Genomic DNA, 16,839 nt, shown 5'->3' on the forward strand with positions numbered 1-16,839 from the left:
CCGGCAGATCGGTGCCCGGAAGCGGTCGCCGGGCCACGCACGGCGCGGACCGTGCGAGGATCTGGGAGCACAACCCAGCCAACGGAAGGCACCTCGTGGCAGAGCACCTCCACGCCACCCTGAAGACCAACCACGGGGACATCGACGTCCGGCTCCTGCCGAACCATGCCCCCAAGACGGTCCGGAACTTCGTCGAGCTCGCCACGGGCGAGCGGGAGTGGACGCACCCCGCCACCGGTGAGAAGACCACGGCGAAGCTCTACGACGGCACCGTCTTCCACCGAGTGATCAGCGGTTTCATGATCCAGGGCGGTGACCCGCTGGGCAACGGCACCGGCGGCCCCGGCTACCAGTTCGCGGACGAGTTCCACCCGGACCTGTCCTTCGACCGGCCGTACCTGCTGGCGATGGCCAACGCAGGCCCCGGCACCAACGGCTCCCAGTTCTTCATCACGGTCTCCCCGACGGCCTGGCTGAACCGCAAGCACACCATCTTCGGCGAGGTCACCGACACGGCGAGCCAGAAGGTGGTCGACGCCATCGCGGCCGCGCAGACCAACCCGCGCACCGACCGCCCCGTCGAGGACGTCGTCATCGAGACGGTCGTCGTGGAGACGCGCGAGGGCTGAACCTGCGCGCCGTCCCGGGCTGGGAACCAATCGCCCCGCTCGTCCGTAAGGATGAGCGGGGCGGCGCGTTGCCGCGACGGGCCGCGACGCACTGCCCACGACGAAGCCGAGGGGACCCCATGGATCAGGCACCAGGCAGCCCGCAGGGCCCGACGGACCAGGGCCCGCAGGACGCTCAGCGCCTGCCCACCTGCTACCGCCACCCGGACCGCGAGACCGGCATCCGCTGCACCCGTTGCGAGCGGCCGATCTGCCCCGAGTGCATGGTCGACGCCTCCGTGGGCTTCCAGTGTCCGGACTGCGTCCGCACCGGCTCCGGCACGGGCCACGCCCCGTCCGCGAGCCGGCCCCGGACCCTGGCGGGCGGGAGCATGGCCTCCGATCCCCGGCTGGTCACCAAGATCCTCATGGGGATCAACATCGCGGTGTTCGTCGCGATCAAGGTCGACTCCTCGCTCGTGGACCAACTGGTCCTCGTCGGCGCGTGGCCCCCGCCGCCGTCCACCGTCACCACAGGAGTCGCCCACGGTGAGTGGTACCGCCTGGTGACCTCGATGTTCTCGCACCAGGCGGAGTGGCACATCGCCTTCAACATGCTCAGCCTGTGGTGGCTCGGCGGCCCCCTGGAGGCGGCTCTGGGCCGGGCGCGCTACCTCGCGCTCTACTTCGTCTCGGGGCTGGCGGGAGGTGCGCTGACGTATCTGCTGGCCTCGCCGTACCAGGGGTCGCTCGGTGCCTCCGGCGCCATCTTCGGCCTCTTCGGCGCGACCGCCGTCCTGATGCGCCGGCTCAACTACGACATGCGGCCGATCATCGCGCTGCTGGTGATCAACCTGATCATCACCTTCGGCTGGGGCGGCATCGCCTGGCAGGCGCACATCGGCGGGCTCGTCGCCGGTGTGGTGATCGGCTATGCGATGGTGCACGCCCCGCGGGAGCGGCGGGCCCTGGTGCAGTACGGCACCTGTGCGCTGGTGCTCGCGGTCGTCCTGGTGATGACGCTGGTCAGGACGGTCCAGCTCGGTTGATACCGAACCGTTGTCCACAGCGGGTGTCGGATCTTGTGCATAGGGTGCGGGCACAGGTGCGCCCCCTGCCGCCCGCATGAGTTCGTGCAGGTCAGACAGGGGGCGAAGAGCTCCCGGGGTGCCAGTCCGACAGTCCTACCGGCGTCAACGGCAGACGGGTTATCCACAGATCAGCTGCCTTTTCCCCAGGAGCTGTGGATATTGATCCAGCCTGTGGATAACTCAGCGGATAGCCCTGGGGAGAGCTGGATTCACCGGGAGGCCGCGCCTACTTCCACTGCGTGGAGACGCCGAAACCGGCGGCGATGAAGCCGAAGCCCACCACGATGTTCCAGTTGTCCAGGGCGTCGATGGGCAGCGAGCCGTCGGTCACGTAGAAGACGACGATCCAGGCCAGACCGATGAGGAACATGGCCAGCATGACGGGCGCGACCCAGCCGCGGCTCTCCAGCTTGAGGCTCGTCGCCTGCTTCGCCGGCGGCGGCGTGTAGTCGGCCTTCTTGCGGATACGTGACTTCGGCACGAGGGTCTCTCCTGTCGATGCGCTGCGTGGCCGCGCAGGGAACTGAACTGGCTCCGGAGCAGCGTACAAGGGGACTCTGGGGGCTCCCCCGGGCGTCCGTTAGCGTAGTGCTTCCGCGGCGCCGAAGGAGATAAGGGTACGTTGAGCAATTCTGCCGACTCCCCGGGGACGGAATCCAGTCCCGGGCGCACCCGCCGTGTGCGGCCGGTGCGGATCCTCACCGCGGCCGTCTTCGCCCTGGCGGGACTGATCTTCGTCACGAGCTTCAACACGGCCAAGGGCACCAACCTGCGCACGGACACCTCCCTGCTGAAGCTGTCCGACCTCATCCAGGAGCGCAGCCGCAAGAACAAGGGGCTGGACGAGTCCAACGCGGCCCTGCGCCACGACGTGGAGTCCCTCGCGGAACGGGACGACGGCAGGAGCACGGCCCAGGACGAGAAGCTCACGCGGCTGGAGAAGAACGCCGGTACCCAGCCCGTCAAGGGCAGGGCGATCACCGTCACCCTCAATGACGCACCGCCGAACGCCACCGCCAAGCTGCCGGGCTACCCCGAGCCCCAGCCGGACTACCTGGTCATCCACCAGCAGGACCTGCAGGCCGTCGTCAACGCGCTGTGGGACGGCGGCGCCAAGGGCATCAAGGTCATGGACCAGCGGCTGATCTCCACCAGCGCCGTGCGCTGTGTGGGCAACACGCTGATCCTCCAGGGCCGCGTCTACTCGCCGCCGTACCGCATCACGGCGGTCGGCGACCCGGACCGGCTGCAGAAGGCGCTCGCGGACTCCCCGGCCATCCAGAACTACATGGTCTACGTCAACGTCTACGGCCTCGGCTGGAAAGTCACCGAGAACGGGACGGTGACGCTCCCCGGCTACTCGGGCACAGTGGACCTGCACTACGCGAAGCCCACGGAGCAGGCGCCGTAATCAGCAGCCGCCGGTGCGCGGGGACCCGGACACCGGCACCCTGAAGAAGAGGCTCGGGAGACCGATACGAAACCGTGCCCCCGGACGTTGAGGTGATCGACCCGGTGCCACGTAAGTCCGGGTACCCCGCCCAGCCTGTGGAGGCCGGGAAACCGGAGGCGCCGCGCCGTTAGTCTGGTGACCCACGGCGCTCGTCCGGTGCCGTGGCGAGACGGAAGGGACGGCATGTACGGCTGGATCTGGCGGCATCTGCCGGGGAACGCGTGGGTCAGGGCACTGATCTCACTGGTGCTGGTCCTGGCCGTCGTCTACGTCCTGTTCCAGTACGTCTTCCCGTGGGCCGAACCGCTGCTTCCCTTCAACGATGTGACGGTGGACAACCAGTGAGTGCGCGGATTCTCGTCGTCGACAACTACGACAGCTTCGTCTTCAACCTGGTCCAGTACCTCTACCAGCTGGGCGCCGAGTGCGAGGTGCTGCGCAACGACGAGGTGTCGACGGCGCACGCCCAGGACGGCTTCGACGGCGTGCTGCTGTCGCCCGGCCCCGGCACGCCCGAGGAGGCCGGCGTCTGCGTCGACATGGTGCGCCACTGCGCCGCCACCGGGGTGCCGGTCTTCGGCGTCTGCCTGGGCATGCAGTCGATGCAGGTGGCCTACGGCGGTGTCGTGGACCGGGCGCCCGAGCTGCTGCACGGCAAGACCTCGCTGGTGGAGCACGAGGGCAGGGGCGTCTTCGCGGGACTGCCCTCGCCCTTCACGGCGACCCGCTACCACTCGCTGGCGGCCGAGCCGGACACCGTGCCGGGCGAGCTGGAGGTCACCGCGCGCACCCAGGACGGCATCATCATGGGCCTGCGCCACCGTGAACTCCCCGTCGAGGGTGTGCAGTTCCATCCCGAGTCGGTGCTCACCGAACACGGGCACCGGATGCTGGCCAACTGGCTGGTGGAGTGCGGCGACCAGGGTGCCGTGGCGAGGTCGGCGGGGCTTGCCCCGGTGGTGGGCAGGGCCACGGCGTGACCGCGCTGCGCCCCGAGCGCGAGACCGACACCTCGTACGGGCAGCAGCCGTACGGGGAGCCGGGCGCGTTCGAGGAGTGGTACGGCTCCGCGGCGCAGGAGTGGTACGGCTCCCCGGCGGCGCAGGACAGGCAGCAGCAGCCGTACGGGGAGCCGCAGCCGTACGACCCGCAGCAGCAGACGTATGCGCAGCCGCAGCAGCCCTACGGGGCCCCGCCCTACGAGGCCCCACGCCCTTACGCGGCTCCGCCGCCCCAGGGCCCGCCTCCGGTGGCGCCTTTGAGTGACCAGGAGACGATGGCGCTGCTGGTGCCCGAGCCGTCGCCGGCGGACGCGCATCGTGCGGGGCGTGGGGCGGCCTCTCGGGCCTCGTCCGTCACACCGGTGGCAGGAACCACTCCGGGCGGGCGCGCGGCCCGCAGGAAGGCTGCCAAAGGCCGTCACGGGCGGCACGGCGGCTCGGCCGGGGCGGCCGGGACGGCCGCGGAGGGCGACAGCGCGGCAGGCGGCCCGTCCGCACCGCTGTCCCGTGTGGAGGCCCGGCGCCGGGCGCGGGCGCAGAAGCCCGGCCCGGGCGTCCTCGCCAGCCGGATCGTCGGCGAGGCGTTCATCACCACGGGTGTGGTGATGCTGCTCTTCGTGACCTACCAGCTGTGGTGGACCAACATCCGCGCCCACGCCCAGGCGGGCAGCGAGGCGCACCATCTCCAGGACGACTGGGCGAGCGGCAGGCGCAACCCGGGCACGTTCGAGCCGGGGCAGGGCTTCGCCATCCTGCACATCCCCAGGCTGGACGTGGTGGTGCCGATCGCCGAGGGCACCAGCAAGGAGAAGGTGCTCGACAAGGGCATGGTCGGGCACTACGGCGAGGGCGATCTCAACACGGCGATGCCGGACGCGAGGACGGGCAACTTCGGGCTCGCGGGCCACCGGAACACGCACGGCGAGCCGTTCCGGTACATCAACCGGCTCACGCCGGGCGACGCGATCGTCGTGGAGACCCAGGACACGTACTTCGTCTACAAGATGGCGTCGATGCTGCCGGTGACCCCGCCGAGCAACACGGGCGTGCTGGACCCCGTTCCCAGGGGGTCGGGTTTCACCGGACCCGGCCGCTACATCACCCTCACCACCTGCACGCCGGAGTTCACCAGCAAGTACCGGTTGATCGTCTGGGGCAAGATGGTCGAGGAACGGCCGCGCAGCAAGGGCAAGCCGGATGCGCTCGTCAGTTAAAGGGCAGATGAACAGTGGCAGCGACCACGGACGGCACGGCAGAGCACACCCACGGCGGCGAAGGACACGGTGACGCGTACGGCGCCGGCTCCGCACCGCCTCGCCGGCGCCCCGGCCGGCTGGCCTTCGCGGTCAGCGTCTTCGGCGAACTCCTCATCACGGTGGGCCTGGTCCTCGGCCTGTTCGTCGTCTACTCGCTGTGGTGGACGAACGTCCTCGCCGACCGCCAGGCCGATCAGCAGGGCCACCGGATCCGTGACGAGTGGGCCCACTCCGGCTCCGGCGCCCCCGGCGCGCTCGACACCAAGGACGGCATCGGCTTCCTGCACGTGCCGTCGATGAACAACGGCGAGGTCCTGGTCATGAAGGGCACGTCGACGGAGGTCCTGAACGAAGGCGTGGCCGGCTACTACGCGGACCCCGTCAAGGCGACCCTCCCGACGACCGGCAGGACGGGCAACTTCACCCTTGCCGCCCACCGCGACGGCCACGGCGCGAAGTTCCACAACATCGACAAGATGCGCAAGGGCGACGCGATCGTCTTCGAGACCAGGGACAAGTGGTACGTCTACAAGGTCTACGACATCCTCCCGGAGACCTCGAAGTACAACGTCGAGGTCCTGTCGCCGGTCCCGAAGGAGTCGGGCGTGACCAGGCCCGGCCACTACATCACCCTGACCACCTGCACTCCGGTCTACACGTCCCGATTCCGGTACGTGGTCTGGGGCCAACTGGTCCGGGTGGACAAGGTCGACTCCCGGCGCACCCCCCCGAAGGAACTGAGCTGAGCGACGACACGACGGAGCCCCTGGCCACTCACTGAGTGGCCAGGGGCTCCGGTCGTCAGGGACGGGGCGCCAGGATCACCCGAAGATGCCTCCCGGGCCGCCTCCACCGCCTCCGTTGTTGCCGCCGTTGTCGCCTCCGGCCCCGAAGGTGGTGAGGGTGATCACCGTGGCACCGGGGTTGTCGACCTGCTGGTTCCCCTTGGGATCCTGCTTGACCACGAGGGCCGCGTCGCTCTGGTCACTGCCGCCCGCGAACTGGATCTGGGTGAAGCCGGCTGCCGCCAGGGTCTGCTTGGCCTGTCCCACCGTCTGACCGACGACGCTCGGCACCTGCACCTTCTGTGGCGGCGCCTGCTTGCCGATCTGCATGGTCACCGTCGAGCCCTTGTCGACCTGTGCCCCGGCCGCCGGAGAAGTCTGGATGACCTTGCCGACCTGGTTGGGGTCGTTGGTCTCCACCTCCGTGCAGTTGCCGGTCAGGTTGCTGGCCTGCATCTGCTGCTTGGCGGCGTCGCAGGCCTGGCCGGTGACGTCCGGCACGGTGCTCTTCTCGGCCGCCTTGGCGACGACGAGGGTGATCGTCGTGCCCTTCTGGACTTCCTTGCCGTTCACCGGGTCCTGCTCCAGGACGCTGTTCGGGTCCTCGCTCGACTCCCGGTACTTGGTGACGACGTTGAACTTGTAGTCGTCGCCCTCCAGCTTCGACTTGGCCTCGTCGAGGCTGAGGCCGATCACGCTGGGGACGGCCACCTTCGGCGCCCCGGTCGACACCACCAGGTTGATGGTGTCGCCCTTCTTGACGTCGGTGCCGGGTGTCGGGTCCTGGGAGCAGACGTTGCCCTTCGGCTGTTCCTCGCAGGGCTTCCGGGTGGGCGGGGCCAGCTTCAGGTCGGAGTTCTCGGCCATCCGCTTGGCGTCGTCGAGGCTCTGACCGACGAAGTTCGGTGCCTTGAGGGTGCCGTCGCCGGCGTTGCCGCCGCTGAAGGCCCACTTGCCGATCAGGATGGCGCCGATCAGGACCAGGACGCCCGCGACGACCAGCAGGATCGTCGAGGTGTTGGACTTCTTCTGGCGGCGCCGGTCGGGACGGTCGTCGTAGCCGAAGCCGCCGTCGTCCGGGCTCATCGGCGGCAGCATCGTCGTGGCGCCGGCTCCGGCGTCCGAGCGCAGGGCCGTCGTCGCCTGGTCGTCGCCGTAGCCGCCGTAGCCGACCGCGCCCAGCGCGGCCGTGGCGGCGACCGGCTGGCCGTCGAGGCAGGCCTCGATGTCGGCGCGCATCTCGTCGGCGGACTGGTAGCGGTAGTCAGGGTCCTTGACCAGAGCCTTCAGCACGATCGCGTCCATCTCGGACGTGATCTCGGGGTCGAAGACGCTGGGCGCCTGCGGCTCCTCGCGGACGTGCTGGTAGGCCACCGCGACCGGGGAGTCGCCGACGAAGGGCGGGCGGACCGTCAGCAGCTCGTAGAGCAGGCAGCCCGTCGAATACAGGTCCGAGCGGGCGTCGACCTGCTCGCCCTTGGCCTGCTCCGGGGAGAGGTACTGGGCGGTGCCGATCACGGCCGCCGTCTGCGTCATGGTCATGCCGGAGTCGCCCATGGCGCGGGCGATGCCGAAGTCCATCACCTTGACCTGGCCGTTGCGCGTCAGCATGACGTTCGCCGGCTTGATGTCGCGGTGGACGATGCCGCTGCGGTGGGCGTACTCCAGACCCTGGAGGATGCCGATGGTCATCTCCATGGCCCGCTCGGGCAGCAGCTTGCGGCCGCTGTGCAGGAGCTCACGGAGGGTGGACCCGTCGACGTACTCCATCACGATGTACGGGATCGAGACCCCGTCGATGTAGTCCTCGCCCGTGTCGTAGACCGCGACGATCGCGGGATGGTTGAGCGAGGCGGCCGACTGGGCCTCCCGGCGGAACCGGGCCTGGAAGGACGGGTCGCGCGCGAGGTCCGCGCGCAGCGTCTTCACTGCCACGGTGCGGCCGAGGCGGGTGTCATGCGCGAGGTAGACCTCCGCCATGCCACCACGACCGAGCACCTGGCCCAGTTCGTACCGGCCGCCGAGGCGACGCGGCTCTTCCATAGCTACCTACCAGCCCTCTCCGTCGGTCCCGAGCGGCACCCGTGTGCCGCCTGAGGCTGCCGTCCGGGCCTACCGTACCCGGCTCGTTCTGTGTGACCTGGCCAAGCCCGTCACCCGATACAGGACCGGTATCGCAACGTGCACCGATGTGAAGGCGACGTGACAGGGGTCACTTCTTGGAGTTGATGACCGCCTCCATCACCCGCTTCGCGATGGGGGCCGCGAGGCCCCCGCCCGAGATGTCGCCGCGGTTGGCGTTCTCGTCCTCCACGACCACGGCGACCGCGACCGGCGAGCTGCCGTCGGGCATCTTGGCGTAGGAGATGAACCAGGCGTAGGGGTTCGCGCTGTTCTCGATGCCGTGCTGGGCGGTACCGGTCTTGCCGCCCACGGTGACGCCGCCGATCTGCGCCTTCGTGCCCGTGCCCTCCTTGACGACCGTCTCCATCATCGACTGGAGGATCTGCGCGTTCTGCGGCGTCAGCGGCCGGCTCAGCTCCTTCGGCTTCGTCTTCTCGATGGGGTCGAGGTTGTGCGACTGGAGCTCGTCGACCATGTACGGCTTCATCAGCTTGCCGTCGTTGGCGACGGCCGAGGCGACCATGGCCATCTGCAGCGGGGTGGCGGCGGTCTCGAACTGGCCGATCGAGCTGAGCGCGGTGTTCGGCGGGTTCATGTCCTGCGGGAAGTTGGAGGCCGCGGAGCGGACCGGCACGAACTGCTCGGCGTCGAAGCCGAACTTCTTCGCCTCCGCCAGCATCTTGTCCTTGCCGAGGTCGTATCCCATCTTGCCGAAGACGGTGTTGCAGGAGACCTTCAGCGCCACCCGCATGGTGGCGTTCTTGCAGGGGATGTTGCCCTCGTTCTTCAGCTCCGTGGTGCTCTGCGGCAGGATCCACGGCAGCGGCGACCTGGTGGGCGAGTCCGCCGAGCTGTAGAGCCCGTTCTCCAGCGCGGCCGCGGCCGTGACCACCTTGAAGGTGGAGCCCGGCGGGTAGGTCTCGCGCAGCGCCCGGTTCAGCATCGGGTCGCTGGCGTCGGATTTCTTCTGCAGCTTCTTCCAGGCCTCGGCGTCCTTGTCGGACGTGCCCGCGAACGCCGAAGGGTCGTACGAGGGGTAGGAGGCCAGCGCGAGGATCTTGCCGGTGGCCGGGTCCAGCGCCACCGCGGCGCCCTTGCCGCCCTGGTTCTTCAGGCCGTCGTACGCCGCCTTCTGCGCGCCCGGGCTGAGGGTGGTCACCACGTTGCCGCCCTGCTGGGTCTTGCCGGTGACCATGTCGAGGGTGTTGCGGAAGAAGAGCCGGTCGTCGTTGCCGGTGAGGATGCCGTCCTCGATGGACTCCAGCTGGTTGGCGCCGAAGGCCTGCGAGGCGTATCCGGTGACCGGCGCCCACATGGGGCCGTCCTTGTAGGTGCGCTTGTACTTCAGGTCGTTGAGACCGTTGCGCTTGGTCTCGGTGGACCCGGTGACGGGGTTGCCGCCGACGATGATGTCGCCGCGCGGTGTGGAGTAGCGCGCGATCGTCACCCGGCGGTTCTTGTCGTCGGTCTTGAGGGTGTCCGCCTTGACGTACTGGAGCCAGTTGTCACGGATGAGCAGGGTGAGGACGAGGAGGCCGCAGAAGATCGCGATCCGGCGCAGGGGCTTGTTCACGGGCGGACCACCTGGGTCATCTCGGCGTCGGGGTTGGAGGCGGGGGCGGGCGCCGGGCGGCGTGCGGTGTCGCTGATGCGGATCAGGATGCCGACGAGGGCCCAGTTGGCGATCACGGACGAACCGCCGTACGCCACGAAGGGCATCGTCATACCGGTCAGCGGGATGAGGCCCATCACACCGCCGGCCACGACGAAGACCTGGAGGGCGAACGCGCCCGAGAGGCCGATGGCGAGCAGCTTGCCGAAGGGGTCGCGGGCGGCGAGGGCGGTGCGCACGCCGCGTTCCACGATCAGGCCGTAGATCAGCAGGAGCGCCATGATGCCGGCCAGGCCGAGTTCCTCGCCGAAGGTGGCGAGGATGAAGTCGGAGTTGGCGGCGAACCGGATGAGGTCGGAGTGGCCCTGGCCGAGGCCGCTGCCGAGGGTGCCGCCGGAGCCGAACGCCCACAGTGCCTGCATGGCCTGCTCGGAGTGGCCGCCGACGCCCTGCTGGCTGAGCGTGTACTCCTTCATCGGGTCGAGCCAGGCCTGGACGCGCTGCTGCACGTGCGGTTCGAACGAGGCCACGCCGACGGCGCCCGCGCCGGACATCAGCAGACCGAAGACGATCCAGCTGGTCCGCTCGGTGGCGACGTACAGCATGACGACGAACATTCCGAAGAACAGCAGCGACGTACCGAGGTCGGTCTCGAAGACCAGGATGAGGATCGAGATGAACCAGACGACCAGGATCGGGCCGAGGTCGCGGCCGCGGGGCAGGTAGAGGCCCATGAAGCGGCGGCTGGCGAGGGCCAGCGCGTCGCGCTTCACCATCAGGTAGCCGGCGAAGAAGATCGCCAGCACGATCTTCGCGAACTCACCGGGCTGGATGGAGAAGCTGCCGATGTGGATCCAGATCTTCGCGCCGTAGATGTTGGCGCCCAGGCCCGGGACCAGCGGCAGCAGCAGCAGGACCAGCGCGCCGACCATGGAGATGTACGTGTAGCGCTGCAGGACGCGGTGGTCCTTGAGGAAGACCAGCACCACGGCGAACAGGGCGATGCCCATGGCCGTGTACATCAGCTGCCGCGGCGCGGCCGCACCCGCCTGCTTGATCGACTGCAGCAGCTTGGACTGGTCCAGCCGCCAGATGATGACCAGCCCGAGCCCGTTGAGCAGGGTGGCCAGCGGCAGCAGCAGCGGGTCCGCGTACGGGGCGAACTTGCGGACGACGACATGTCCGACGCCGGCCAGCAGGCCGAGGCCCAGGCCGTAGCTCAGCAGGCCGGACGGCACCTCGTTGTTGATCGCCAGACCGACGTTGGCGTAGGCGAACACCGGGATGACGACGGCGAACACCAGCAGCGCGAGCTCGGTGTTGCGTCTGCTGGGCGCTCCGATGGCGCCGATGGTGGACGTGTGGTGCGTCGACGGGTTGGAAGTACTGCTCATCGTGTGACAGGGCCTCTCACGGCTTGCCTACTGCTTGCCGCACAGCGAGACGACCTTCTGCTCTTCCTCCGAGAGAGTGGGGCCGGGGCTGGGAGTGGGCGCGGCGGACGTGGACGGAGACGGGGACGACGGTGTCTTCGACGCCGATGGATTCGGTGTCGGTGTCGCCTTGGACGTGAGGGAGGTGCGGGTGGTTCCCGTGGTGCCTCCGGCCTGGCCCTCGCCCGTCTTGGCGTTGTTCTGGCTCTCTGCGTTCCGGCGCTCGGACTCCTTCTTGCACGCGGAGGCCTGCACGGACAGTTCGTCGATCTTCTTCTGGGCGGACGCGAGGCCGCCCTGCGCGATCGTCGCCTTGACCTGCTTCTGCTGGTAGGGAGGCAGGTACTTGAGTTCGATCTCGGGGTGGTCCTTCTCCAGCTTCGACAGCTTCACCCACGCCAGGTCCTGGCTGATGCCCTGGTAGAGGGCGAGGTGCTCCTCGTTGGCGCCGACGTAGTACTGCGTCTGCGTCCAGCGGTAGCCGCCGTACAGACCGCCGCCGATCACGGCGAGCGCGAGCACGCTGTAGAACGATCTCTTCAGCCACCGGCGGCCCTTCCTGGGCTTGACGAAGTCCTCGTCGCTGTAGCCGCCGAAGCTTCCGGTGGGGACGTAGCCGGTGGTGTCGCCGGAGCCGGGCGGGCCGAACTCGCCGCCCCCTCCGCCCTGTCCGGGGACCTGGCGGCCGAGGCCCGAGGCGCGGCCGGCCGGAGTCTGCATGATGCCGTTGTCGTTGAGGTGGAGCTGGTTCTCGGCGACCGCGCCGACCACGACGGGGGTGTCGGACAGCTGCCCGGCGAGGGTGTCGCCGGTGTCCAGGTCGAGGACGTCGGCGACGATGACGGTGATGTTGTCCGGGCCGCCGCCGCGCAGCGCGAGCTGGATCAGTTCCTGCACGGTCTCCTGGGGGCCCTGGTAGCTGGCGAGGGTCTCCTCCATCGTCTGGTGGGAGACGACGCCGCTGAGGCCGTCGGAGCAGATCAGGTAGCGGTCGCCGGCGCGGACCTCGCGGATCGACAGGTCGGGCTCGACGTGCTCGCCGCTGCCGAGGGCGCGCATGAGGAGGGCGCGCTGCGGATGGGTGGTGGCCTCCTCCTCGGTGATGCGTCCCTCGTCGACGAGGCGCTGCACCCAGGTGTGGTCCTGCGTGATCTGCGTGAGCACGCCGTCGCGCAACAGGTAGGCGCGCGAGTCGCCGACGTGCACCATGCCGAGCCGCTGGCCGGTCCACAGCAGGGCGGTGAGCGTGGTGCCCATGCCCTCCAGCTGGGGGTCCTCCTCGACCATCGCGCGCAGCTGGTCGTTGGCACGCCGCACGGCCGCGCCGAGCGAGGTGAGGATGTCGGAGCCGGGCACGTCGTCGTCGAGCGCGACGATGGTGGAGATCACCTCGGAGGAGGCGACCTCGCCGGCGGCCTGGCCGCCCATGCCGTCGGCGATCGCGAGCAGGCGCGGACCGGCGTAGCCGGAGTCCTCGTTGCCCTCGCGGATCATGCCTTTGTGCGATCCGGCGGCGAAGCGCAGTGACAGACTCATGCGCACCTCGCCCGTCGGCTCCGGGTACATCCGCACGGTGCCCACCCTCCGGTCGGGAGCGCGCCGCGGCTCGGGGTGCCGGCCGCCACTGCGTGCTCGCTCCGCTCGCTCATTGTCGTACTACTTCCGCAGCTCGATGACGGTTTTGCCGATGCGGATCGGCGCGCCCAGCGGGATCGGTGTGGGAGTCGTCAGCCGGTTCCGGTCCAGGTACGTGCCGTTGGTGGATCCGAGGTCCTCGACGATCCACTGGCCGTCGCGATCCGGGTAGATCCTGGCATGGCGGCTGGAGGCGTAGTCGTCGTCCAGCACGATCGTGGAGTCGTGCGCGCGGCCCAGGGTGATCGTCTGGCCCTGCAGCGCGACCGTGGTGCCGGTGAGGGTGCCCTCGGACACCACGAGTTTGGTGGGGGCGTTGCGGCGCTGTCGGCCGGCCCCGCTCTGCTGGCCGCGCTGCTGCGGCGGAGCGGCCGTCTGGCGCGCGGCCTGCTGCGGCCGCGCGGCCTCGCGGCGGGCTCCCCGCTGGGTGACGCGCGTACCGAACAGGTCGCTGCGGATGACCTGCACGGCCACGATCACGAACAGCCACAGTACGGCCAGGAAACCCAGCCGCATGACCGTGAGGGTCAGTTCTGACATTGCCCCCGGTTCACCCTTCGGCTTGCCTATAGATAACGGTGGTGCTGCCCACGACGATCCGCGAGCCGTCGCGGAGCGTAGCGCGGGTGGTGTGCTGCCCGTCCACCACGATGCCGTTGGTGGACCCGAGATCCTGGATCGTCGAGGGCGTTCCGGTCCGGATCTCACAGTGCCGGCGGGAGACGCCGGGGTCGTCGATCCGCACGTCGGCTTCGGTGCTGCGGCCCAGCACCAGCGTCGGGCGGGAGATCTGATGGCGATTGCCGTTGATCTCGATCCAGTGGCGGGTGCGGCCGCCGCTCGCCGGGGCGTTGGCGGGCCGCTGCGCGGCGGGCTGCGGGTAGCCGTACCCGCCGGGCCGGCCGCCGGGCGGCGGCGCGGACGGCATGGGAGGCGCTCCCGCGGGTCCTGCGGCCTGCGGGTGGCCGTAGCCGCCCCGGGCGGCTGAGCCCGGCCGTCCGCCCTGGGCGGACGACGGGGACGGGGGCGCCTGCTGGCTGCTGGAGGAGGCGAGCGTCCGGCTGCGGACCCGGTAGAGGCCGGTGTCCAGGTCGTCCGCCTTCTCCAGGTGGACCTTGATCGGTCCCATGAAGGTGTAGCGCTGCTGCTTGGCGTAGTCGCGCACCATGCCGGCGAGCTCGTCGCCGAGCTGGCCGGAGTAGGGGCTCAGCCGCTCGTAGTCCGGCGTGCTGAGCTCCACGATGAAGTCGTTGGGTACGACGGTCCGGTCGCGGTTCCAGATGGTCGCGTTGTTGTCGCACTCGCGCTGGAGCGCACCCGCGATCTCCACGGGCTGGACCTCGGACTTGAAGACCTTGGCGAAGGTGCCGTTGACCAGACCTTCGAGACGCTGCTCGAACTTCTTCAGGACTCCCATGGGGCACCTCCTCCGTCGTTGCCGTCGTAGCGGGTCTTGCCGTCGTGCTGCGTACTGCTTACCTGGTACTGCTTACTGATCGTATCCACGCGCCGGTAAATCGGCTGGTTCCCCCTGTCCGCCCCGTCGACGGGTGTCGACGCCTCTTCGGGGTTCTCCGCGGAGCTGCCTCCGAGGTTCCCCGCCGAGCTTCTCTCCGAACCTTGCGGGAAGTACTCCTGCGCGTACTTCTGCCCAGGATCGTAGAGGCGGCTGCAGACCAGTGTCCCGCACCCGGCGGTGGACCTGTCCCGGGTCCCTGGGAGACGGGCCCGACCGGTACGAGGTTGATACGTGAACAGGCTCACGTCGAGACGGAACGGGGGGCTCCCGGGGCTCCTGGGGGCGGGGTGGGCCCGGGGACGGTCCGGGGGTGGCTCGGGGACGGCTCGTGGGTGGGCTGAGCGGGGGCGGAGGCGGAAGGCGTGGGGCGGTGGGGCCCGCGGTTGGCGGGGGCGGAGGCTCCCGTGGTGAGGGCCGGTGCGGGGGCGGTCGCGGTCGCAGGGGCCGGGGGGTGGCCCCGGGAAAGGGATGTGAACCCACCCTCTCCTACGTGCTAATGTTCTGGATGTCGGAAGGCCCCGGCCCCAAGGGGCAGGAGCCGGAGGACACACCCAATGCGCGGGTGGCGGAATAGGCAGACGCGCTGGATTCAGGTTCCAGTGCCCGCAAGGGCGTGGGGGTTCAACTCCCCCCTCGCGCACAGCGAAGAACCGATGAACGGGTCTCTGACAGTGACGAAAGTCCTGCAGGGGCCCGTTTCTCGTTGCTTCCGCCGGATGTGAGGCATTGCACGGTTCAGGGAGAGACGTGACAGTGCCCATGGTGCGTGAGGTATCTCACGCCGCGTTCGACGGCTTGGGCGTGCGGTGTCCGGTGCCCGGGCGTTCCGTCATTTCTCGCCCTGCCCGCGCCTGATCCCGCCCCCGCCGGCTCGCGGGCCGGCGGTGATGGGGGACCGGCGGGGCTGCCGGGCATATGGGCCGCCGATCGCCGGAGTTGGCGAACAGGATGCGGTGGCGAGCAGCGACCCGAGCCTCCTCGAGGTGGCCGCTCAAGGGCGCAGCGCCGGAGCCCGCAGGCGGAACGTGGCGGTGTTCAGCGAGCGGCGCAGGGCCAGCGCGAGTGGGCGCTCGACGAACCGGTGCGCCAGGTACGACAGTACGACCAGGCCGCTTGCCACGACCGCGACCAGGGCCAGGGGGTCGACACGGTCGCCGTAGTGGTGCGCGAGGCTCGTCCCGATCGTGTCGTGCAGGAGATACAGCGGGAAGGTCATCGTGCCCGCGACGGTCAGCCCACGCCATCGGATCCGGTTCGTCCAGCCGAGCGCGATGGCGCCGACCAGCAGGAAGAACAGGGTGACCACCAGGATCAGCCAGCCGCGCGACGGCGACCAGGTGAGCCAGTTGTTGCGGCCGCCGGTGGGCGCCAGCAGGAAGTGCAGCGCCAACAGCCACGACATGGCGACGATGCCCCACAGCAGGGGGGTCGGCCGATACCGGTACATCAGGTGGAAGGCCAGGCCCGCGATGAAGTACGGGGCGGACGGCGGGTTCACCGCGAGCGTGAGCAACGGGATGTGTGCGGCCGGCGCGAGCACCGTGGCGAGCGTCCACGCACCGCAGAAGAGCACCACGCGCTGGTAGCCGAGGCCCTTCCACACCACGACCGAGAACGTGAGGTAGAAGGCGAGTTCCGGCCAGAGCGTCCAGTAGACCGAGTCCAGGTTGGCCACACCGAGCGGTGTCTGCAGCATCGTGAAGTTCGCGAAGAGCATCCGCGGGTCAGGGGGCCCGAACGGGCTGTCGGCGAAGTAGAGGACGCACGACGACACCACCACCGCGATCCAGTACATCGGGAACAGACGGGTGACGCGCGAGATGAAGAAGTCACGTGGGCTGCGCCCCCACGCGCTCATGCAGATGACGAAACCGCTGATCAGGAAGAACAGGTCGACGCCGAGTCGTCCGAAGGCGAAGTAGGGGTGCAGTTCGGGGAAGGTGTCCTGGTACGGGCGGCCCCAGATCCGCTGCATCGTTCCGGGGGTCTGGCCGATGAAGTGGAAGAGCACCACCGACAGCGCCGCCAGGAACCGCAGTCCGTCCAGTGCGGCGAGCCGCTCTCTTCGCACGACGCCCGGCCCGGTCACGATCGCCCGCGCCGTGGGGGCCGCCCGCGACAGCGGCACGTCCTGCGCGGCCGGCTTTCGGCTCGGCGGCTTCGGGGCCGTGGCGGCCGCTGCCCTGTGATCCGTCTGGATCATGCGTCTCCCGTCCCAGGAACGTCCTCTTCCGACAAGGCCCTGGAACCCGGTCACATGGCCGCCGACCGGATGCGCACATGCCCGGTCGGCACGCCTTCCGTTCGGGGCGGGTGACGGTA

Annotated in this window: 15 protein-coding genes, 1 tRNA gene and 1 pseudogene; 9 read left to right on the forward strand and 8 right to left on the reverse strand. The window is 69.4% G+C overall.

The features are described 5' to 3' along the window. The first annotated feature begins 95 nt into the window (after positions 1-95). Positions 96-629 (forward strand): peptidylprolyl isomerase, encoded by a 534-nt coding sequence (locus ACF1A5_RS08780; RefSeq protein WP_392192133.1) that lies wholly within the window; start codon positions 96-98, stop codon positions 627-629. Between the two features lie 119 nt (positions 630-748). After that, entirely contained in the window at positions 749-1,657 is a 909-nt protein-coding gene (locus tag ACF1A5_RS08785; protein ID WP_392192134.1) for a rhomboid family intramembrane serine protease, read from the forward strand. Positions 1,658-1,925: 268 nt separating this feature from the next. On the opposite strand, the gene crgA is transcribed toward ACF1A5_RS08785, so the two are convergent. Then, a complete protein-coding gene (gene crgA / locus ACF1A5_RS08790) occupies positions 1,926-2,180 on the reverse strand; it encodes a cell division protein CrgA (RefSeq protein WP_392192135.1) in 255 nt (84 codons plus the stop codon). Between the two features lie 141 nt (positions 2,181-2,321). Between crgA and ACF1A5_RS08795 the strand changes: the two genes are divergently transcribed. The 6 genes and pseudogenes from ACF1A5_RS08795 (at position 2,322) to ACF1A5_RS08820 (ending at position 6,155) form a co-directional block, all read left to right on the forward strand. Further along, positions 2,322-3,110 carry a DUF881 domain-containing protein gene (locus ACF1A5_RS08795; RefSeq protein ID WP_392192136.1) on the forward strand — a complete coding sequence of 263 codons (789 nt, stop codon included), beginning with the start codon at positions 2,322-2,324 and terminating at the stop codon, positions 3,108-3,110. Positions 3,111-3,175: 65 nt separating this feature from the next. Further along, positions 3,176-3,283 (forward strand): annotated as a pseudogene (locus ACF1A5_RS08800) (class E sortase); the annotation flags it as partial. 52 nt (positions 3,284-3,335) lie between these two features. After that, positions 3,336-3,497 (forward strand): hypothetical protein, encoded by a 162-nt coding sequence (locus tag ACF1A5_RS08805; protein ID WP_171060312.1) that lies wholly within the window; start codon positions 3,336-3,338, stop codon positions 3,495-3,497. After that, the gene (locus ACF1A5_RS08810; RefSeq protein WP_392192137.1) at positions 3,494-4,132 is read left to right on the forward strand and encodes an aminodeoxychorismate/anthranilate synthase component II; all 639 of its coding nucleotides are present in this window, start codon (positions 3,494-3,496) and stop codon (positions 4,130-4,132) included. Before ACF1A5_RS08805 ends, ACF1A5_RS08810 begins: the two co-directional genes overlap by 4 nt. Next, positions 4,129-5,367 carry a class E sortase gene (locus tag ACF1A5_RS08815; RefSeq protein WP_392192138.1) on the forward strand — a complete coding sequence of 413 codons (1,239 nt, stop codon included), beginning with the start codon at positions 4,129-4,131 and terminating at the stop codon, positions 5,365-5,367. Before ACF1A5_RS08810 ends, ACF1A5_RS08815 begins: the two co-directional genes overlap by 4 nt. Before the next feature lie 14 nt (positions 5,368-5,381). Then, the gene (locus tag ACF1A5_RS08820; RefSeq protein WP_392192139.1) at positions 5,382-6,155 is read left to right on the forward strand and encodes a class E sortase; all 774 of its coding nucleotides are present in this window, start codon (positions 5,382-5,384) and stop codon (positions 6,153-6,155) included. A 75-nt stretch (positions 6,156-6,230) separates the two neighbouring features. On the opposite strand, the gene pknB is transcribed toward ACF1A5_RS08820, so the two are convergent. The 6 genes from pknB to ACF1A5_RS08850 form a co-directional block, all read right to left on the reverse strand. Continuing rightward, positions 6,231-8,237 carry a Stk1 family PASTA domain-containing Ser/Thr kinase gene (gene pknB / locus ACF1A5_RS08825; RefSeq protein ID WP_392192140.1) on the reverse strand — a complete coding sequence of 669 codons (2,007 nt, stop codon included), beginning with the start codon at positions 8,235-8,237 and terminating at the stop codon, positions 6,231-6,233. A 169-nt stretch (positions 8,238-8,406) separates the two neighbouring features. After that, a complete protein-coding gene (locus ACF1A5_RS08830; RefSeq protein ID WP_392192141.1) occupies positions 8,407-9,891 on the reverse strand; it encodes a penicillin-binding transpeptidase domain-containing protein in 1,485 nt (494 codons plus the stop codon). Continuing rightward, positions 9,888-11,324: an FtsW/RodA/SpoVE family cell cycle protein gene (locus ACF1A5_RS08835; protein ID WP_392192142.1), complete on the reverse strand. Its 1,437-nt coding sequence runs from the start codon at positions 11,322-11,324 to the stop codon at positions 9,888-9,890. Before ACF1A5_RS08835 ends, ACF1A5_RS08830 begins: the two co-directional genes overlap by 4 nt. Before the next feature lie 27 nt (positions 11,325-11,351). Beyond that, positions 11,352-12,899 (reverse strand): Stp1/IreP family PP2C-type Ser/Thr phosphatase, encoded by a 1,548-nt coding sequence (locus ACF1A5_RS08840; RefSeq protein ID WP_392192143.1) that lies wholly within the window; start codon positions 12,897-12,899, stop codon positions 11,352-11,354. Positions 12,900-13,019: 120 nt separating this feature from the next. Continuing rightward, positions 13,020-13,538: an FHA domain-containing protein gene (locus ACF1A5_RS08845; RefSeq protein WP_392192144.1), complete on the reverse strand. Its 519-nt coding sequence runs from the start codon at positions 13,536-13,538 to the stop codon at positions 13,020-13,022. Between the two features lie 10 nt (positions 13,539-13,548). Beyond that, positions 13,549-14,415: an FhaA domain-containing protein gene (locus ACF1A5_RS08850; protein ID WP_392192145.1), complete on the reverse strand. Its 867-nt coding sequence runs from the start codon at positions 14,413-14,415 to the stop codon at positions 13,549-13,551. Between the two features lie 658 nt (positions 14,416-15,073). Between ACF1A5_RS08850 and ACF1A5_RS08855 the strand changes: the two genes are divergently transcribed. Next, positions 15,074-15,157, forward strand: a tRNA-Leu gene (locus ACF1A5_RS08855). Between the two features lie 351 nt (positions 15,158-15,508). Here the strand turns inward: ACF1A5_RS08855 and ACF1A5_RS08860 are convergent. Continuing rightward, entirely contained in the window at positions 15,509-16,720 is a 1,212-nt protein-coding gene (locus tag ACF1A5_RS08860) for an acyltransferase family protein (RefSeq protein ID WP_392192146.1), read from the reverse strand. Between the last annotated feature and the right edge of the window lie 119 nt (positions 16,721-16,839).

The organism is Streptomyces sp. NPDC014864 (assembly GCF_043081525.1).
Classification (GTDB): domain Bacteria; phylum Actinomycetota; class Actinomycetes; order Streptomycetales; family Streptomycetaceae; genus Streptomyces.